Annotated in this window: 17 protein-coding genes and 1 other annotated feature; of the genes, 13 read left to right on the top strand and 4 right to left on the bottom strand. The window is 33.5% G+C overall.

What is annotated here, in order from left to right; translation table 11 throughout:
- Positions 1-345 precede the first annotated feature (345 nt).
- Genes N3C_RS05470 through N3C_RS05450 form a run of 5 tightly spaced genes read left to right on the top strand, consistent with a single transcriptional unit; the run spans position 346 to position 4,007 of the window.
- On the top strand, positions 346-1,170 hold the full coding sequence (locus N3C_RS05470) for an RnfABCDGE type electron transport complex subunit D (RefSeq protein ID WP_074365055.1): 825 nt from the start codon (positions 346-348) through the stop codon (positions 1,168-1,170).
- Positions 1,170-1,874, top strand: coding sequence for an RnfABCDGE type electron transport complex subunit G (locus tag N3C_RS05465; protein WP_074365054.1), 705 nt, complete (start codon positions 1,170-1,172; stop codon positions 1,872-1,874). Before N3C_RS05470 ends, N3C_RS05465 begins: the two co-directional genes overlap by 1 nt.
- Positions 1,875-1,897: 23 nt before the next feature.
- Positions 1,898-2,578, top strand: a complete 681-nt coding sequence (gene rsxE / locus N3C_RS05460) for an electron transport complex subunit RsxE (protein ID WP_074365053.1) — start codon at positions 1,898-1,900, stop codon at positions 2,576-2,578.
- Between the two features lie 15 nt (positions 2,579-2,593).
- Entirely contained in the window at positions 2,594-3,172 is a 579-nt protein-coding gene (gene rsxA, locus N3C_RS05455; protein ID WP_074365052.1) for an electron transport complex subunit RsxA, read from the top strand.
- A gap of 16 nt (positions 3,173-3,188) precedes the next feature.
- Entirely contained in the window at positions 3,189-4,007 is an 819-nt protein-coding gene (locus tag N3C_RS05450) for an RnfABCDGE type electron transport complex subunit B (RefSeq protein ID WP_074365060.1), read from the top strand.
- A gap of 38 nt (positions 4,008-4,045) precedes the next feature.
- Here N3C_RS05450 and N3C_RS05445 read toward each other — a convergent pair whose 3' ends face one another.
- Positions 4,046-4,327, bottom strand: a complete 282-nt coding sequence (locus N3C_RS05445) for a hypothetical protein (RefSeq protein ID WP_074365051.1) — start codon at positions 4,325-4,327, stop codon at positions 4,046-4,048.
- A 339-nt stretch (positions 4,328-4,666) separates the two neighbouring features.
- Positions 4,667-4,925, top strand: a binding site (T-box leader).
- A 46-nt stretch (positions 4,926-4,971) separates the two neighbouring features.
- Here N3C_RS05445 and ileS point away from each other — a divergent pair.
- The 5 genes from ileS (at position 4,972) to N3C_RS05425 (ending at position 10,718) form a co-directional block, all read left to right on the top strand.
- Complete coding sequence (gene ileS / locus N3C_RS05440) at positions 4,972-8,079, top strand: isoleucine--tRNA ligase (protein WP_074365050.1); 3,108 nt, start codon at positions 4,972-4,974, stop codon at positions 8,077-8,079.
- Positions 8,080-8,210: 131 nt separating this feature from the next.
- Positions 8,211-8,456 carry a hypothetical protein gene (locus N3C_RS14825; RefSeq protein ID WP_143312603.1) on the top strand — a complete coding sequence of 82 codons (246 nt, stop codon included), beginning with the start codon at positions 8,211-8,213 and terminating at the stop codon, positions 8,454-8,456.
- Positions 8,457-8,618: 162 nt separating this feature from the next.
- Positions 8,619-9,119: a hypothetical protein gene (locus N3C_RS05435; protein ID WP_074365049.1), complete on the top strand. Its 501-nt coding sequence runs from the start codon at positions 8,619-8,621 to the stop codon at positions 9,117-9,119.
- 191 nt (positions 9,120-9,310) lie between these two features.
- Complete coding sequence (locus N3C_RS05430) at positions 9,311-9,574, top strand: ATP cone domain-containing protein (RefSeq protein ID WP_074365048.1); 264 nt, start codon at positions 9,311-9,313, stop codon at positions 9,572-9,574.
- A gap of 148 nt (positions 9,575-9,722) precedes the next feature.
- A complete protein-coding gene (locus N3C_RS05425) occupies positions 9,723-10,718 on the top strand; it encodes a LacI family DNA-binding transcriptional regulator (protein WP_074365047.1) in 996 nt (331 codons plus the stop codon).
- Between the two features lie 65 nt (positions 10,719-10,783).
- Here N3C_RS05425 and N3C_RS05420 read toward each other — a convergent pair whose 3' ends face one another.
- Positions 10,784-12,079 carry a DUF5050 domain-containing protein gene (locus N3C_RS05420; RefSeq protein WP_074365046.1) on the bottom strand — a complete coding sequence of 432 codons (1,296 nt, stop codon included), beginning with the start codon at positions 12,077-12,079 and terminating at the stop codon, positions 10,784-10,786.
- Positions 12,080-12,202: 123 nt separating this feature from the next.
- Here N3C_RS05420 and N3C_RS05415 point away from each other — a divergent pair, with 123 nt between their 5' ends.
- Complete coding sequence (locus N3C_RS05415; RefSeq protein ID WP_074365045.1) at positions 12,203-12,946, top strand: M48 family metallopeptidase; 744 nt, start codon at positions 12,203-12,205, stop codon at positions 12,944-12,946.
- 18 nt (positions 12,947-12,964) lie between these two features.
- Here N3C_RS05415 and N3C_RS05410 read toward each other — a convergent pair whose 3' ends face one another.
- A complete protein-coding gene (locus tag N3C_RS05410) occupies positions 12,965-13,150 on the bottom strand; it encodes a hypothetical protein (RefSeq protein WP_074365044.1) in 186 nt (61 codons plus the stop codon).
- A gap of 15 nt (positions 13,151-13,165) precedes the next feature.
- A complete protein-coding gene (locus N3C_RS05405; protein WP_074365043.1) occupies positions 13,166-13,405 on the bottom strand; it encodes a metal-binding protein in 240 nt (79 codons plus the stop codon).
- Between the two features lie 163 nt (positions 13,406-13,568).
- Between N3C_RS05405 and N3C_RS05400 the strand changes: the two genes are divergently transcribed.
- Positions 13,569-14,144 carry a nucleoside recognition domain-containing protein gene (locus N3C_RS05400; protein WP_074365042.1) on the top strand — a complete coding sequence of 192 codons (576 nt, stop codon included), beginning with the start codon at positions 13,569-13,571 and terminating at the stop codon, positions 14,142-14,144.
- 17 nt (positions 14,145-14,161) lie between these two features.
- Positions 14,162-14,680: a spore maturation protein gene (locus N3C_RS05395; RefSeq protein WP_074365041.1), complete on the top strand. Its 519-nt coding sequence runs from the start codon at positions 14,162-14,164 to the stop codon at positions 14,678-14,680.
- The last annotated feature ends 60 nt before the right edge of the window (positions 14,681-14,740 follow it).

The raw sequence follows: 14,740 nt of genomic DNA, 5'->3' as shown, positions 1-14,740 counted from the left end.
AAGTTTAATTAAATTTATCAAAAAATATAAGTGGTCTTTAAATGAAAATGTTAACAATCTGTTAAAAGTCTGTTACTTATATAACAATATTAATGGAAGTGAAGAAAAAATGGATGTTGAAAAATGTTGATAAATGTTGCAAACATCTGATTCGAATTTGGTTAAAAAAATAACAAGATGGCAAAAGAAAGATAAAGAAAAGGTATACATTACCATTCCTTGCCATACCATTTGCCTTTAGATTCAGCTATAATGTATGAGTAAAGTTAGTTAATGACTATATAATTTTAGTTGTTAAGCAAAAAACATTTTAGTTCGACAATAATTTATCAGAGAGGTGAAAAAATGTTAGATGTAATAATCGCACTATTGCCAGTGGTGGCAGCAGCTGTTTATTTTTATGGATTTTCAACTTTAGCACTTATAGCCACTGGTATTATATTTAGCGTAGCTGCTGAAGTAGTATTCAATCTCATTGTTAAAAAGAAACAGACAATTAAAGATCTTAGTGCTGTAGTTACAGGTTTGATTGTTGCTCTTATTCTTCCGGCCTATATACCTGTTTGGGCAGTAGCGGTAGCAGCAATCTTTGCTACAGTGGTAGTAAAGCTTTTCTTTGGAGGTTTAGGTAATAACTTTATGAATCCTGCCGCTGCTGCAAAGGCTTTAATAATAGCTTCCTGGGCCTCTCTTATGTCAAAGCCTTCAGGATTTAAAGCAGTTAGAACTGCACCGGTTATGGATTCAGAAATATTATCCTTAATATTGGGAAAGGTTAAAGGAAATTTAGGAGAAGTATCAATAGCCGCTATAGTATTAGGTGGCATATATCTTGTTATAAGAAAAAAAATCTCTATAGTTACTCCAGTGGTAGGAATACTTTCTGCAGTTTGTATGACCATGCTTTTAGGTAAAGATGTACAGTCTCAAGTGTTAGTAGGATCTTTATTCTTTGCAGCAGTGTTCATGATTACAGAACCTTATACCACACCAAAAAGTATTTTAGGACAAGCAATTTATGGTTTAGCCTTTGGAATAATATCCATAATTATTATGGTTATAGGTTACAATGCAGAAGGACCTTACTATGCAGTTTTAATTCTAAACTTATTTACTCCTGTAATTGATTACTTTACAGTTAAGAATAAGGTAAAGGAGGGGGCAAACTAATGAAAGAATATTTGAAATTAGGTAGAAACTTGCTAATAATTTGTATAATTGCCGCCCTATCCTTAGGTGTAGTCAATGGTTTAACTAAAGATATAATTGCTGAGAATAGAGATATATCATCTAGCGATCTAGTAGAACTTTTGCCTGGTGCTGTTAATAAGAAGGAAATTAGCACTGATAATGTTGATAAGGAAGCAAAGGCTTATGTGGATAAAGCCTTTGAAGTTAGCGGAGATAATGGATTAGTAGGATATGTGTTCAAGGTAGTAACAGGCGGTTTCCATGGAGATATAGAGATGTTTGTTGCTATTTCAAAAGATGACAAGCTATCTGGAATAAAGATAACTTCTCAAAGTGAAACCGCAGGCTTAGGAGCTAGAATATCAGAAGCAAACTTTATGGCTGGTTTTCAAAATAAAACTATAGATAAAGGTATTACTATGACAAAAAAAGGTGCATCTAAGGATAACGAAGTAGATGCTATTACTGGAGCTACTGTTTCCTCTACTGCGGTAGGAAAAGGAGTAAATACGGCCATTGCCTTCTATATGCAAACTATAAAGGGCGTAGAATTTAATTTAAGCGATGCAGATTCAACTTCTAGCGCTACAGGAGAAGGTTCAGAATCAGATACATCCTCTAGTGCCACAGGAGAATCTGAAGGAGATGCAGATACAACCTCCGAAGCTAGTGTCAGTGAATAATAAGCATAAAAGGAGTGGATGAGATGAATAAGTTAGTTGAAAGAATAAAAAATGGATTGATTACTGAAAATCCAACCTTCGTTCAGGTTTTAGCAATGTGTCCAACTCTTGCGGTTACTACTTCGGCGAAAAATGGTGTAGGTATGGGTTTGGCTACATTAGTGGTTTTAATGTTTTCAAATGCTATGATTTCCGCTGTAAGAAAGTTTATACCAGATAAGATAAGAATACCAGGCTATATAGTAATTATTGCTTCTTTTGTAACAATTATTGAAATGCTTATGGAAGCATATTTACCAGCACTATATAGTGCTCTTGGAATATATATACCTTTGATAGTTGTTAACTGTATTATATTGGGAAGAGCTGAAGCTTATGCTGGTAAAAACCCAGTACTTCCTTCTATATTTGATGGTATAGGTATGGGTTTAGGATTTACAACTTCTCTAGTTGTGGTTGGTACTATCAGAGAGATCATTGGAGCAGGAACATTCTTTGGAATGAGAATTATGCCAGTAGCTTACAAGCCTGCTTCCATTATGATATTGCCTCCAGGAGCCTTCTTTACTCTAGGAATTTTAATGGCAATAATTAATTATGTTAACATCAAGAGAGCAAAGAAGAATGGAACTAAAGCAAAGACTTTAGAACATAATTGTGAAGGCTGCAGCATGGCTTCTTCCTGCCATGGAAGCAATCAGTAAAGGAGGTAAAGCAGTATGAAATTATTTATAATCTTTGTCAGTGGAATGCTGGTTAATAACTACGTGCTTTCTAAGTTTTTAGGCATATGCTCCTTTTTAGGAGTTTCAAAAAAGAAAGATGCAGCAGTAGGAATGGGACTTGCTGTTACCTTCGTTATGATTATAGCTTCTATTGGAGCTTTTGCCGTTCATAAATTTATATTAAAACCTTTAGATTTAGAGTATTTAAATACTATTGCCTTTATATTAGTAATAGCAGCTTTAGTTCAATTTGTTGAAATGGTTATTAAGAAATATTCACCAGGTTTATATAAAGCCTTAGGTATTTATTTACCACTTATAACAACAAACTGTGCTGTATTAGGTATGACTATGTTAAATATTCAGGAATCTTATTCCTTTATAGAATCTATTGTAAATGCAATAGCTTCAGCTCTAGGATATATGTTGGCTATTGTACTAATGTCCTTTATTAGACAGAACATAGATAACAATGAAAATATACCAGAAACACTAAGGGGACTCCCTATAACTTTATTTACTGCTGGCCTCATGTCTATTGCCTTCTTGGGGTTCCAGGGACTTATAAGATAGAATAGGGGGGAGAATGGTGGATTATATTAATATATTATACGCTGTTTTAAGCTTAGGAATTTTAGGACTGGTATTAGGTACCTTGTTAGGTTTTGCTTCTGATAAGTTTAAGGTTCAAGTAGATGAAAGAATACCTAAAGTAAGAGAGGTTTTACCAGGAGCTAACTGTGGTGGTTGCGGTTATGCAGGCTGTGAAGCTTATGCTACAGCTGTAGTAGAAGAAGGTGCACCTTTAACAGCCTGTGTAGTAGGCGGTGCTGCCTGTGCTGCTAAAATAGCAGAGATTATGGGTGCTGAAGTTAAGGTAGAGGCTACAGATAAGAAGGTAGCTAAAAAGGTTGCCTTTGTAAAGTGCAGTGGTGATTGCGACTCAAGAAAAGTAAAGGCGGATCTACAAGGGGTTACTTCCTGTAAGGAAGCTGCTGCTTTAGAGAATAGACAAGGATGCTCCTATGGTTGCTTAGGTTGTGGAGATTGTGTTAAGGTATGTAAGTTTGGAGCTATCTCTCTAGTAAATGGAATAGCAGTAGTAGACGAAGAGAAGTGTGTTAACTGCGGAGCCTGCGTAAGAAGCTGTCCTCAAAAATTAATTGAATCTGTACCAAAAGATAATAGATATAGAGTTGCATGTAATTCAAAGGACATGGGAAAGACTGTTAGAGAAAATTGCTCAAAGGGATGTATTGGTTGCAGAATGTGCGAAAGGAATTGTCCTGTTCAAGCTATAAGTGTAAATGACAACCTAGCTTTAGTGGATTATACTAAGTGTACAAACTGTGGTACCTGTGCATCTAAGTGTCCAGTGAAGGTTATTACAGGTAGAGAAGCGATATAAAATATTAAAGAGGGCCAAGGCCCTCTTTCTTTTGTGTATTAGAATCTGCCTCTTCCACAGCCAGCGCAGGATAGGAAGAATAATGCTATGATGAATAATACACCATTGCCTATAACATCGTTATCCTTGCTGTACTTCTTGTCGCAATCATCATAGTCTTCATCTCTGTCATAGCCAAACTTCTTGCCCTGCTTAGAGAATTGAAGAACTATAAGGATTAATATGATAAGAGTTGGAAAATCGCAGATACAATTTTTATCATAAGCCTGTGGCAAAAACATTGGTTTGTATTCCATCTCTTTACAACACTTTCTGCTCATTTTCTTATCCACCTCTCTAATTAGTTTAACTTTTTATTATCCTTTAGCATCTTGTACTCTTCACCGATGTGTTTATAAGGTGAAGTACAAGCTTGTCTTTGGATTATAGTACATAATATGATTTGAAAATAATTTTGCTACTAACTAATAAATTCATTTGTATTAATTTATCTTAAAAAAGTATGGTTAAATTAATAAATTTAAAAAATTATACATTTCCAGTTTTAATAAATAATTTTTATTTTATGGGATATAATATAATTAGATTTTGAAATCACATGTCTTATATATAGATAATATTTGACAAGAGCTCCTTACTGTAATATAATCTAAGTTAGTAAAAATGCTGTGAAGCGGAAAAGTACTTAATGTTAGCAATCTTACAGAGAGTGGCGGTTGGTGAAAAGCCATAGAGAGCAGTTAAGGAAAATCACCGCGGAGCTGATAGCTGAAGCTATGTTAATCATAGTTGTAAGTGAATCCGTTGGCCTACGTTACAGGATAGAGTATGAATCATAGCTTGCTTTTCGCAGGGTATGAATAGTACTTGAATTTTGTACTTTAGAGGTGGTATTACGAATATAACTTCGTCCTGTAGGGCGGAGTTTTTTTATTTAGTGAATAAATAAGGAAGGGGAAAGAAGATGTATAAGAAAATTGATTCCTCAAAGAGCTTTGTTCAAATGGAAAAAGATATATTAAAGCTTTGGGAAGAAAAGAAGATAATTCAGAAGAACTTTGACATGAATAAAGACGGCGAATATTTTACTTTCTATGATGGACCTCCTACTGCTAATGGTAAGCCCCATGTTGGTCATATTATAACAAGAGTTATAAAAGACATTATTCCTAGATATAAGGTAATGAAGGGTTACAAGGTTTTAAGAAAAGCAGGTTGGGACACACATGGACTTCCTGTAGAGCTTGAAATTGAAAAGAAGCTAGGCATCTCTGGTAAGGCTCAAATTGAAGAGTACGGAGTAGAATCCTTCATAAAGCAGTGTAAAGAAAGTGTATTTACTTACGCTAATATGTGGAAGAAGATGTCTGACCAAGTAGGTTATTGGGTAGACATGGATGAGCCTTATGTAACTTACCATAATGACTATATTGAATCAGTTTGGTGGGCCTTAAAGCAAATGTGGGATAAGGGTCTATTATACAAGGGACATAAGATAGTACCATATTGTCCTAGATGCGGAACTGGACTTTCTTCCCATGAAGTAGCTCAAGGTTATAAGGATGTTAAAGAGGCTACAGCCTTCGTTAAGTTTAAAATAAAAGGAGAAGAAAACAAGTATATACTAGCTTGGACAACAACTCCATGGACTCTACCTTCCAACGTTGCACTTGCTGTAAACAGAAAGTATGATTATGCAGAAGTAAAGGTACATGATGAATACTTCATCTTAGCTAAGGAGCTTTTATCTGTTTTAAATCATGAATACGAAATAGTAAGAGAATTTAAAGGTGAAGAACTTCTTGGCTTAGAGTATGAGCAGTTATTCAAATTCTACACACCAGAAGAAAAGGCCTTCTATGTAATTCATGGTGACTTTGTTACTTTGACAGACGGTACTGGTGTTGTTCATATAGCACCAGCTTATGGTGAAGACGATAATATAGTAGGTAAGAAAAACGGTTTACCTCTAATAAACCTTGTAGATGGAGAAGGAAAGTTTGTAGATTGTGTTGAGCCTTGGGCAGGACTCTTTGTTAAGAAGGCTGATCCAAAGATCTTAGAATACATGGCTGAGCATAATATGCTTTATAAGTCAGAGAAGTTTACTCACTCCTATCCACATTGCTGGAGATGTGATACTCCATTGCTTTACTATCCAAGAGATAGCTGGTTTGTTAAGATGACAGCTTTAAGAGATAAGCTTTTAGAAAACAACAACAAGGTTAATTGGTATCCTGACAATATAAGAACCGGTAGATTTGGTAAGTTCCTTGAAAATGTTATTGACTGGGGTATTTCTAGAGATAGATACTGGGGAACTCCACTACCAATTTGGGAATGTAGCTGTGGACACAGAGAATGTATCGGGAGCATAGAAGAATTAAAGCAAAAGGGGATAAATACACCTGATGATATAGAGCTTCATAAGCCATATATAGATGCTGTGAAGTTAAAATGTGAAAAGTGCGGTGGAGAAATGAAAAGAACCGTTGAAGTTATTGACTGCTGGTTCGACTCCGGATCTATGCCTTTTGCACAGTTCCATTATCCTTTTGAAAACAAGGAGCTTTTTGAAGCTAATTTCCCTGCACAGTTTATTTCAGAAGCTGTGGACCAAACAAGAGGTTGGTTCTACACCTTGATGGCTATTTCCACGGCAATATTCGATACAAATCCATTTGAAAACTGTGTAGTTCTAGGCCACGTATTAGATAAGCATGGTCTAAAGATGTCAAAGCATAAGGGTAACGTAGTAGACCCATTTGAAGTTATGGATCATCAGGGGGCAGACGCTACTAGATGGCATTTCTTCACTGCAAGCGCACCATGGCTTCCTACAAGATTCTCAGAGGATGATGTAGCAGAAGCTCAGAGAAAGTTCTTAAGTACTTTATGGAATGTTTATTCCTTCTATGTGCTTTATGCTAACTTAGATAATTTTGATCCAACTAAGTATGCTGACTTCAAGTCCGGCAATGTTATGGATAAATGGATAATGTCTAAGCTTAATACTTTAATTAAGACTGTAGATGAGGACTTAAATGGATACAAGATAACTCAAGCAGCTTTAGCTATAGAAGCCTTTACTGATGAACTATCTAACTGGTATGTAAGAAGAAATAGAGCAAGATTCTGGAGTGAAGAATTAACAGATGATAAGATCGGTGCATATGTAACTTTATATAAGGTTCTTGTGACCTTGTGTCAGGTTGCTGCTCCATTCATACCTTTCATGACAGAGGAAATCTATCAGAACCTAGTAGTTAATTTGAATCCTAATGCTCCTGAAAGCATACATCTTTGCCTATGGCCAGAATATGATGCTGAAGCTGTAGATAAGGATTTAGAAGCTGCTATGGATTTAGCATACAGCATAGTTAAATTAGGAAGAAGCGCAAGAAATGCTGCTAATATAAAGAACAGACAGCCATTGTCTGAGATGCTAGTAAGTACTGATGCTCTTCCAGAGTACTATGGAGATATAATCAAAGACGAATTAAATATTAAGAACGTAAAATTTGGTGCAGATCTTTCAAAGTATGTTAACTTTGAAATTAAGCCAAATCTACCTGTACTAGGTAAAGCTTACGGTAAATTAATACCAGGCATCAGAAAAGAAATTGCAGCTAGAAATCAAATGGAGCTTGCTCAAACAGTACAAAGTGGAAACAGCGTAGTTATCAATGTTGATGGTACAGAGATAGAGCTAAACAAAGAAAATCTTCTAGTTACAATGAAGGGCTTAGAAGGCTTTGCCTTTGCCGGTGAAGGAACTATTGGTGTAGTATTAGATACTCATGTTACTGAGGAACTAAGAGAAGAAGGACATCTTCGTGAAATCATCAGTAAGATCCAGAACATGAGAAAGGAAAGCGGCTTCCAAGTTGCTGATAGAATTAATCTCTATGTAGCAGGTAACGAAATGTTAGAAGCTATTGTTAAGAAGTTCCAAGAAACAATAAAGAAAGAAACTTTAACAGTAGACATCATCTTTAATGCAGAAAGAACTTATACTGAATGTAATATAAACGGTGAAAAGTTAAGTATGGCTGTTGAAGTTGTAAAATAAGAATAAACTGCGGGAATCTGTAGATTCTCCGCAGTTTATTTTTTTATAAAAATTAATTATTTATTAGTTGTATTGAAGAATTTTTTTACATAATAATTTATAGTAACAATATAAAGGTAGTGTTGAAAAAAGTGATTTTATGGGGTCTTCTAGTATTTATTCTTTCAGCATTAATAGGTACAATAATCTTCCTTATACTTAAGCTTGGAAGCAAGCTTGATAAGCTTGGATGCTTAGGCAATTTAACGGTGTGGATTCTTTGCTGTTTCGTAGGGTGGCTTCTCTTGTTATTCTTAGGTAAATCTCTACGGTTTGTATCTATAGTTGTTTTGCTTGGGTTGATAGTATATGTGATAATTACTGCGCTGAAAGACTAGATATTTGTAGTTAAAGTTGAATCTTGTATATTAAGAAAAAGTAGTAATATATTTAAAACTCATTTTTAACCTGTAACCATCTGGGGGCTATAACATATAATAATTTAGTAAGGACATTGTAACATATTATTTTCTGGTATAAGCAATTTTCAGGAGGATTATATGAGCGAAGAAAATTTATCTATGGAGGACATGAGAGAGTTTATGCCTGGAACCACAGCAGGAGCATTTTCTCCAGGAAATTTAAGCTATGCAGCAGGATCTCCAGCACCTATATTTTGGGGAACAACACAACCTGTAACACCTAGCTTTACAGTTACTACAAGCCCAGGTGTACAAGAACCAATGGTAACTGCAGGGATAGGCCAACCACCAGTAGGCGTAGCAGCTCCAGCAACTCAGCAGGTTCCACAACCGGTTGCCCCTGGATTAGGTTTATTACAACCAACAGTAGAAGATTATCAATGGACACAAGGTTATCTAGTAAGTCAAATTGGCAGAACAGTAAGAATAGAATTTTTAATAGGGGAAAGTATGCTTACAGATAGAAGAGGTAGATTGATAAATGTAGGAATAGATTATGTGGTGATACAGGAAGCAGATAGTGATGACATATTGATATGCGATTTATATTCTATAAAATTTGTTACTACTTATCTATAAATTATTTAATGTATGAAAAGTAATTTTCATTTTATACGATGGACCAATCCGTAAGGCTTGGTCCTTTTTAATTAACTATAAAAGTATTTTTTAGATTATTGATTAGATAATATAGAAATGCCTTTTAAAAAAAGCTATAATCCTGTAAAATGAATATAAGAATTTATCTAAATCAAGAGGGAGGTATATGTATGAAGGTTATAAAAAGAGACGGTAGGCTTCAAGAATTTGAAATAAAGAAGATTATGTTATCTATTGAGAGAGCTTCGGATGATGTGAATAAATCTATTAATGAATCTGATTCAGACAATATATCACGTATGATAATGAGTGAAATTAAAAAGTTAGGCCTTGATAAAATAGAAAGTAGTAAGTTGAAAAATATAATAATCAAAGCTTTGAATGATTTAGGTTTTCAAGCAGTGGCAGAAGCCTATGCTAAGGGAAGTAAATAATAATAAATATTAGTTTCATTGAATTTTCATAAAAATGTAAAACATTCTTGTAAAGCTTTCAATTTATAAGTATAATATAAGTATACTGTCCCATTAAGCTTCAGAATAGAAGGGTTGGGGAAATATTGTACCAATAGGGAGTGGTAAGATGGCAGTTTCAATTAAAGATGTTGCAAGAGAAGCAGGGGTTTCCATAGCAACAGTTTCCAGAGTATTAAACGATGTTGATGTAGTAAATGAAGATACTAAAAAGAAAGTAAAGGATGCTATAGAAAAGTTAGGATATAGACCTAATATTGTGGCAAGAAGTTTAAAAACTCAAAGAACTAGAACCATTGGTATATTGATACCAGACATATCCAGCCAGTTTTATCCTGAGGTAGTAAGAGGAACAGAGGACGTAGCTAATATATATGATTATAATATAATACTTTGCAACTCTGATTCGGATTTAGAAAAGGAAAAGGAATACTTAAGAGTGCTTAAGGAAAAAATGGTGGATGGGGTTCTATACATGAGTAGTTCGCTGGAACTGGAAATCCTTGATCTTATAAAAGAACTAGATTTGAAAACCGTATTAGTAGTTACTTCTGATAAGGATAAGACTTTCCCTAGTGTATCCATCGATAACAGAGAGGCTGCTTATGATGCAACTATGAGTCTGCTAGCTAAGGGCAATAAGAAGATTGCCTATATTGGTGTACATAAGGACGAAGTTAATGCGGCAGCAGTTAGATATTTTGGTTACGAGGATGCTTTAAAGGAAATGGGTTTAGAAGTAGATGAAAATTTAGTTTATTTCGGTGAATTAAAGGCCCGTGAAGGTTATGAAGGAGTAAATAAGATTCTTGAGAAGGGTAAATTTGATGCTCTTTTCTGTGCTTCTGATGAAATTGCTATGGGAGCAATAAATGCTTTAAGAGAAAAGAATATAAGAGTGCCAGAAGATGTAGATGTAATTGGTTTTGATAACATATATTCTTCTTCTATATTCTATCCAAAGCTATCAACAGTAGCAGTTCCTATGTATGACATGGGATCAGTAGGTATGAGAATGCTTATAAAGATTATAAATAATAAGGAATTAGAAGAGAAAAATTATATTTTACCTTATGAGCTTATAGAAAGAGAATCTACAAAGTAAATTTAAGTGCTGTAGTTTTGTAAAATAAGGGATATAGTGTTAAAGATTGATTAACACTATATCCCTTATTCTTCATAAGTTTCTGATAAACTCATTTTAAGTCCTTTATTTTGTAGTATACTTTTCTTCTGAAAATCTAAACAGTATAAACTATTACAGTATTTGGACGAATTAGGGAAATCAGATGAAGCTGTAAGATATACTTTATCATCGAAGCAAAATATACCAGAACTTAAAAAATAAACATTGTCTACAGTTAATTTCTCTTCTGAATTATCATCTAGATTTCGTCTAAAAACAGTAATGCTAGGTACATTAAAGTTTGTTTTAGTGTAATATAGATAGTTTTCGTATAGGTTTATATTAAAATCATATTCAAATAGGGAAATGTACTCTTCTACTGTAGGGTTAGAACTAGTATAGTCTAGTTTATCAATGTATATATGAGATTTTACGCTCATAGTAGTTTTATCCCATACCACTGGAGTAAAGTATAGATAGTTTTTATAAACAAAAATTGATTCTATATTAGTATCATTACTACTAGTAAATATTTGCTTTTTGTTTTTACCATTAGTTTCAATAGAATATATGCTATTGCCATAGCTATTTGATAAGGCTTTATAAGAATTATTATCAAAAGAGCAATAGAATATATTTTTTCCATCTTCAGAAAGGGTGAAATAATTGGCTTTCTCAACTATTAACTGCTTTTCCTGTAAATTGTTGATGCTACTTTTATATATATTGTTGTTTTGAATATAATAAAGTACATTATCATAAATAATTAAATTGCTAGTTGGTGTAGTAGATATAACCTCTAATTCTGTACCGTTAATCTTCATTCTGTACAATTCTCCATTGGGAGTAGTGCAAAAATAAATCCATTCACTAACTAGGTTAATGTAAACAGGAGCATCAATGGCTTTTAAACTAGTAAGTGCAGTTATACCATCTTCTTTAGTACGATATATAGGATATGATGATTTTAGAAGACTGTTTTCTATTAAATTTGGACTATTAAAATATAAGTAACCATCTTGAAAAGCAAAGAAGCCATGATTTAGGATATTTCCTGGAGTGTTCCCCCATTTTTTAGTATGAGGCGCCTCTATATTAATCATCGTTGTTTCTGATGCCTTATTGTTGTCAGATTTAGCATCTAGGAAATCTTTTTCTATTTTTGCTGGATATTTTAAGCTAGAATATTTAGTTTTTGATGTAGTATATTTATCTTTGGCTTTAGTAGATCCACTAGTTTTTTCACTATTTTTTGCGGATTTTTTTATGTTCAATTGACCAGATATATAAGCTAATAATATTAATATAACAATTACTATAATGGTTCTTTTCTTTTTCATTTCCTGTTGTCCTCCTAGAAAAGTTATTGAAGGGCGTATATAGAAAAACTAATATTACAAAGTATTTTTCATATAAATGATAGTTAAATTATACAATAAAATTTGGTATTGGAGGAAATGTATTTGGAAAATTTTCGATTAGAAGATAGAATTATTCAATATAATGTGATTAAATCCAAAAGAAAAACTATAGAATTATCTATAAATGATAAAAAGGAAATTGTAATTAAAGCGCCCATTAATTGCAGTAATGAATATATTAATAAGTTTTTAAAAGATAAGCAAAAGTGGATTACAGAAAGGTTAGATGTGATAGAAAAACGCCTTTCAAGTAGGGTTTATCTAGAATTTAAGACCGGAGAAAGATTGCTTTATTTAGGTAAGTCTTATCCTTTAGTAGTAGAATATGATAAAGGCAATAGGATAGGAGCAGGCTTTGATAAAGGTGAATTTAGGCTTGTTTTGCCTCATTACTTAGAAGGAGAGCCTAGAAAAGAAGCTGCAAAGAAAATAATTATAGACTTATATAAGAAAATGGCTAAAAGTCTTTTAAAAGAGAGAACGGAGTTTTACAGTAAGCTTATTGGTGTAACAGTTAATAGGGTCTTTATAAAAGGACAAAAAACTCTTTGGGGTAGTTGCTCAAGTAAAAACAATATCAATTATAATTGGAAGCTTATTATGGCTCCCTTAGAGGTATTGGATTATGTAGTAGTTCATGAACTTTGTCATATAATCCATAGAAATCATTCCAATGCTTATTGGCAAGAAGTTGAAAAGTATATGCCAGATTATAAAAAAAGAATTAAATGGCTTAAGGAATATGGATTTAGTTTACAATTGGAATGGCAGCCTTATGAGATGTAACTTATAAGGCTGCCATTCTTAAATAATTCCTTCAGATTTTAGTAGGTTCTCTAACTCTTGAACCTTTTTAGATAAAAAGTTAAACTTTTCTTTAATAATTTCTCTTGGGGATTCTTCTGTAGTTAAGGCTACTTCCATATCCTCAATAAGTTTTAGTGCTTCATCGATATCTTGTCTTACCAAATCTAAGTTGTTTTCTGTCATAGTAAGTTATCTCCTTTAGTTTAGATTATGTTTATAATTGTAGGATTTATCATATATGAAAGGAGCGAAAAACATAAACTCCCTTTCATGACCGCAGCTGGAGCAAACACATTCGCAAATATCAAAGGGATCTCCATCCACAAGAGAAATTTGAAGTCCTTCTGCAATAAACTCTCCTCCGCATACTTCGCAAGGAGTTTTGTTGATCACTTCATATTCGCTTTCTATATATTTCATTATGTCTCTTAAAATCATTTTATCCTCCATTTTTTATTGATGCTAATATAAATGGTATCACTTAATAATACCAATTTCAATAATAAAGTAATATTTGAAATTTAAATTAATGATTTGGTTCGTAACCATAGAAAAAAATCATATAAATGTCATAGGAATCAAGTTTTTTAGGAGGTTTAAATTGATTAATTACATATGGTTCTTAATACTGATTTGTGGAATCCTAACTGGATTGTTTACCGGTAAAGGTGAATTAATATCACAGTCAATAATTAAGGCAGCTAATGATTCTGTAGAGCTAATTATAGGCATGGTAGGTCTTTTATGTCTATGGTGTGGTGTGATGAAAATAGCTGAAAAAAGCGGATTAACTTTAAAATTAGCTCGGTTGATGGAGCCAATTTTAAAGAGGATTTACAAGGAGGCAGGGAAGGATAAAAGGTCTCTAGGAGCCATAGTTATGAATTTAACTGCTAATATGATGGGACTATCTAACGCTGCCACTCCCTTTGGTATAAAGGCTATGGAGGAAATGCAAAGGTTAAATCAAAAAAAGGATACCGCTAGCGACGATATGGCCTTGTTCCTTGTTATGAACGCAGCTTGCATGCAATTGTTGCCTGCTACTGTAATTTCTTTAAGGGCTGCAGCGGGATCAAAGAATCCAGGAGTGATAATACTTCCAGCTATAATGGCTACAGCTATAGCTTGTATAGTTGGAATTATATGCTGTAAGATACTTGAAAAGTTCTTTTAGGAGGTTTAGGTATTCCTATGAATTATATTATTTTAGCTATAATCCCTATAATAGTTGGTGCTGTTACCTTATATGGCATAGTTAAAGGTGTGAAAGTTTATGAATGTTTTGTAGAAGGAGCTAAAGATGGAATTTCTATTTGCGTAAGAATATTTCCCTACATACTGGCAATGCTTGTAGCTGTAGGCGTTTTTAGAGCTTCAGGCTCCTTGGATATTTTTACTTCTTTCATGGCTCCAATAGTTAAAGTTATAGGCTTACCTAAGGAAATTGTACCTTTGATCTTTATTAAGCCTCTTTCTGGTAGTGGAGCTATGGGGGTTTTTACAGATATATTGAAGCAATATGGACCAGATACCTTTATCGGAATAATAGCTTCTATAATAATGGGAACAACAGAAACTATTTTCTATACCTTAACTGTATACTATGGAGCTATAGGAGTAAAAAAGATAAGACATACCCTCTGGGCTGCTATTTTAGCAGACCTTACTGCTATTATTATGGCGATAACATTAACAAGAATTATATTTTAAATAAATATTAAAAATATAAAAAGTTTAATTACAATCCGTAAAGTGATAAAAAATAACTTA

This window comes from Clostridium sp. N3C, from assembly GCF_900095445.1.
Classification (GTDB): domain Bacteria; phylum Bacillota; class Clostridia; order Clostridiales; family Clostridiaceae; genus Clostridium_AU.
Note: the sequence above shows the minus strand (reverse complement) of the source record. Positions and strands in the feature narration are given on the sequence as shown.

Coding starts and splice junctions, on each gene's coding strand:
- N3C_RS05470 (WP_074365055.1), top strand. CDS start 346: ATGTTAGATGTAATAATCGCACTATTGCCAGTGGTGGCAGCAGCTGTT.
- N3C_RS05465 (WP_074365054.1), top strand. CDS start 1,170: ATGAAAGAATATTTGAAATTAGGTAGAAACTTGCTAATAATTTGTATA.
- rsxE (WP_074365053.1), top strand. CDS start 1,898: ATGAATAAGTTAGTTGAAAGAATAAAAAATGGATTGATTACTGAAAAT.
- rsxA (WP_074365052.1), top strand. CDS start 2,594: ATGAAATTATTTATAATCTTTGTCAGTGGAATGCTGGTTAATAACTAC.
- N3C_RS05445 (WP_074365051.1), bottom strand. CDS start 4,327: ATGAGCAGAAAGTGTTGTAAAGAGATGGAATACAAACCAATGTTTTTG.
- ileS (WP_074365050.1), top strand. CDS start 4,972: ATGTATAAGAAAATTGATTCCTCAAAGAGCTTTGTTCAAATGGAAAAA.
- N3C_RS05435 (WP_074365049.1), top strand. CDS start 8,619: ATGAGCGAAGAAAATTTATCTATGGAGGACATGAGAGAGTTTATGCCT.
- N3C_RS05430 (WP_074365048.1), top strand. CDS start 9,311: ATGAAGGTTATAAAAAGAGACGGTAGGCTTCAAGAATTTGAAATAAAG.
- N3C_RS05425 (WP_074365047.1), top strand. CDS start 9,723: ATGGCAGTTTCAATTAAAGATGTTGCAAGAGAAGCAGGGGTTTCCATA.
- N3C_RS05420 (WP_074365046.1), bottom strand. CDS start 12,079: ATGAAAAAGAAAAGAACCATTATAGTAATTGTTATATTAATATTATTA.
- N3C_RS05410 (WP_074365044.1), bottom strand. CDS start 13,150: ATGACAGAAAACAACTTAGATTTGGTAAGACAAGATATCGATGAAGCA.
- N3C_RS05405 (WP_074365043.1), bottom strand. CDS start 13,405: ATGATTTTAAGAGACATAATGAAATATATAGAAAGCGAATATGAAGTG.
- N3C_RS05395 (WP_074365041.1), top strand. CDS start 14,162: ATGAATTATATTATTTTAGCTATAATCCCTATAATAGTTGGTGCTGTT.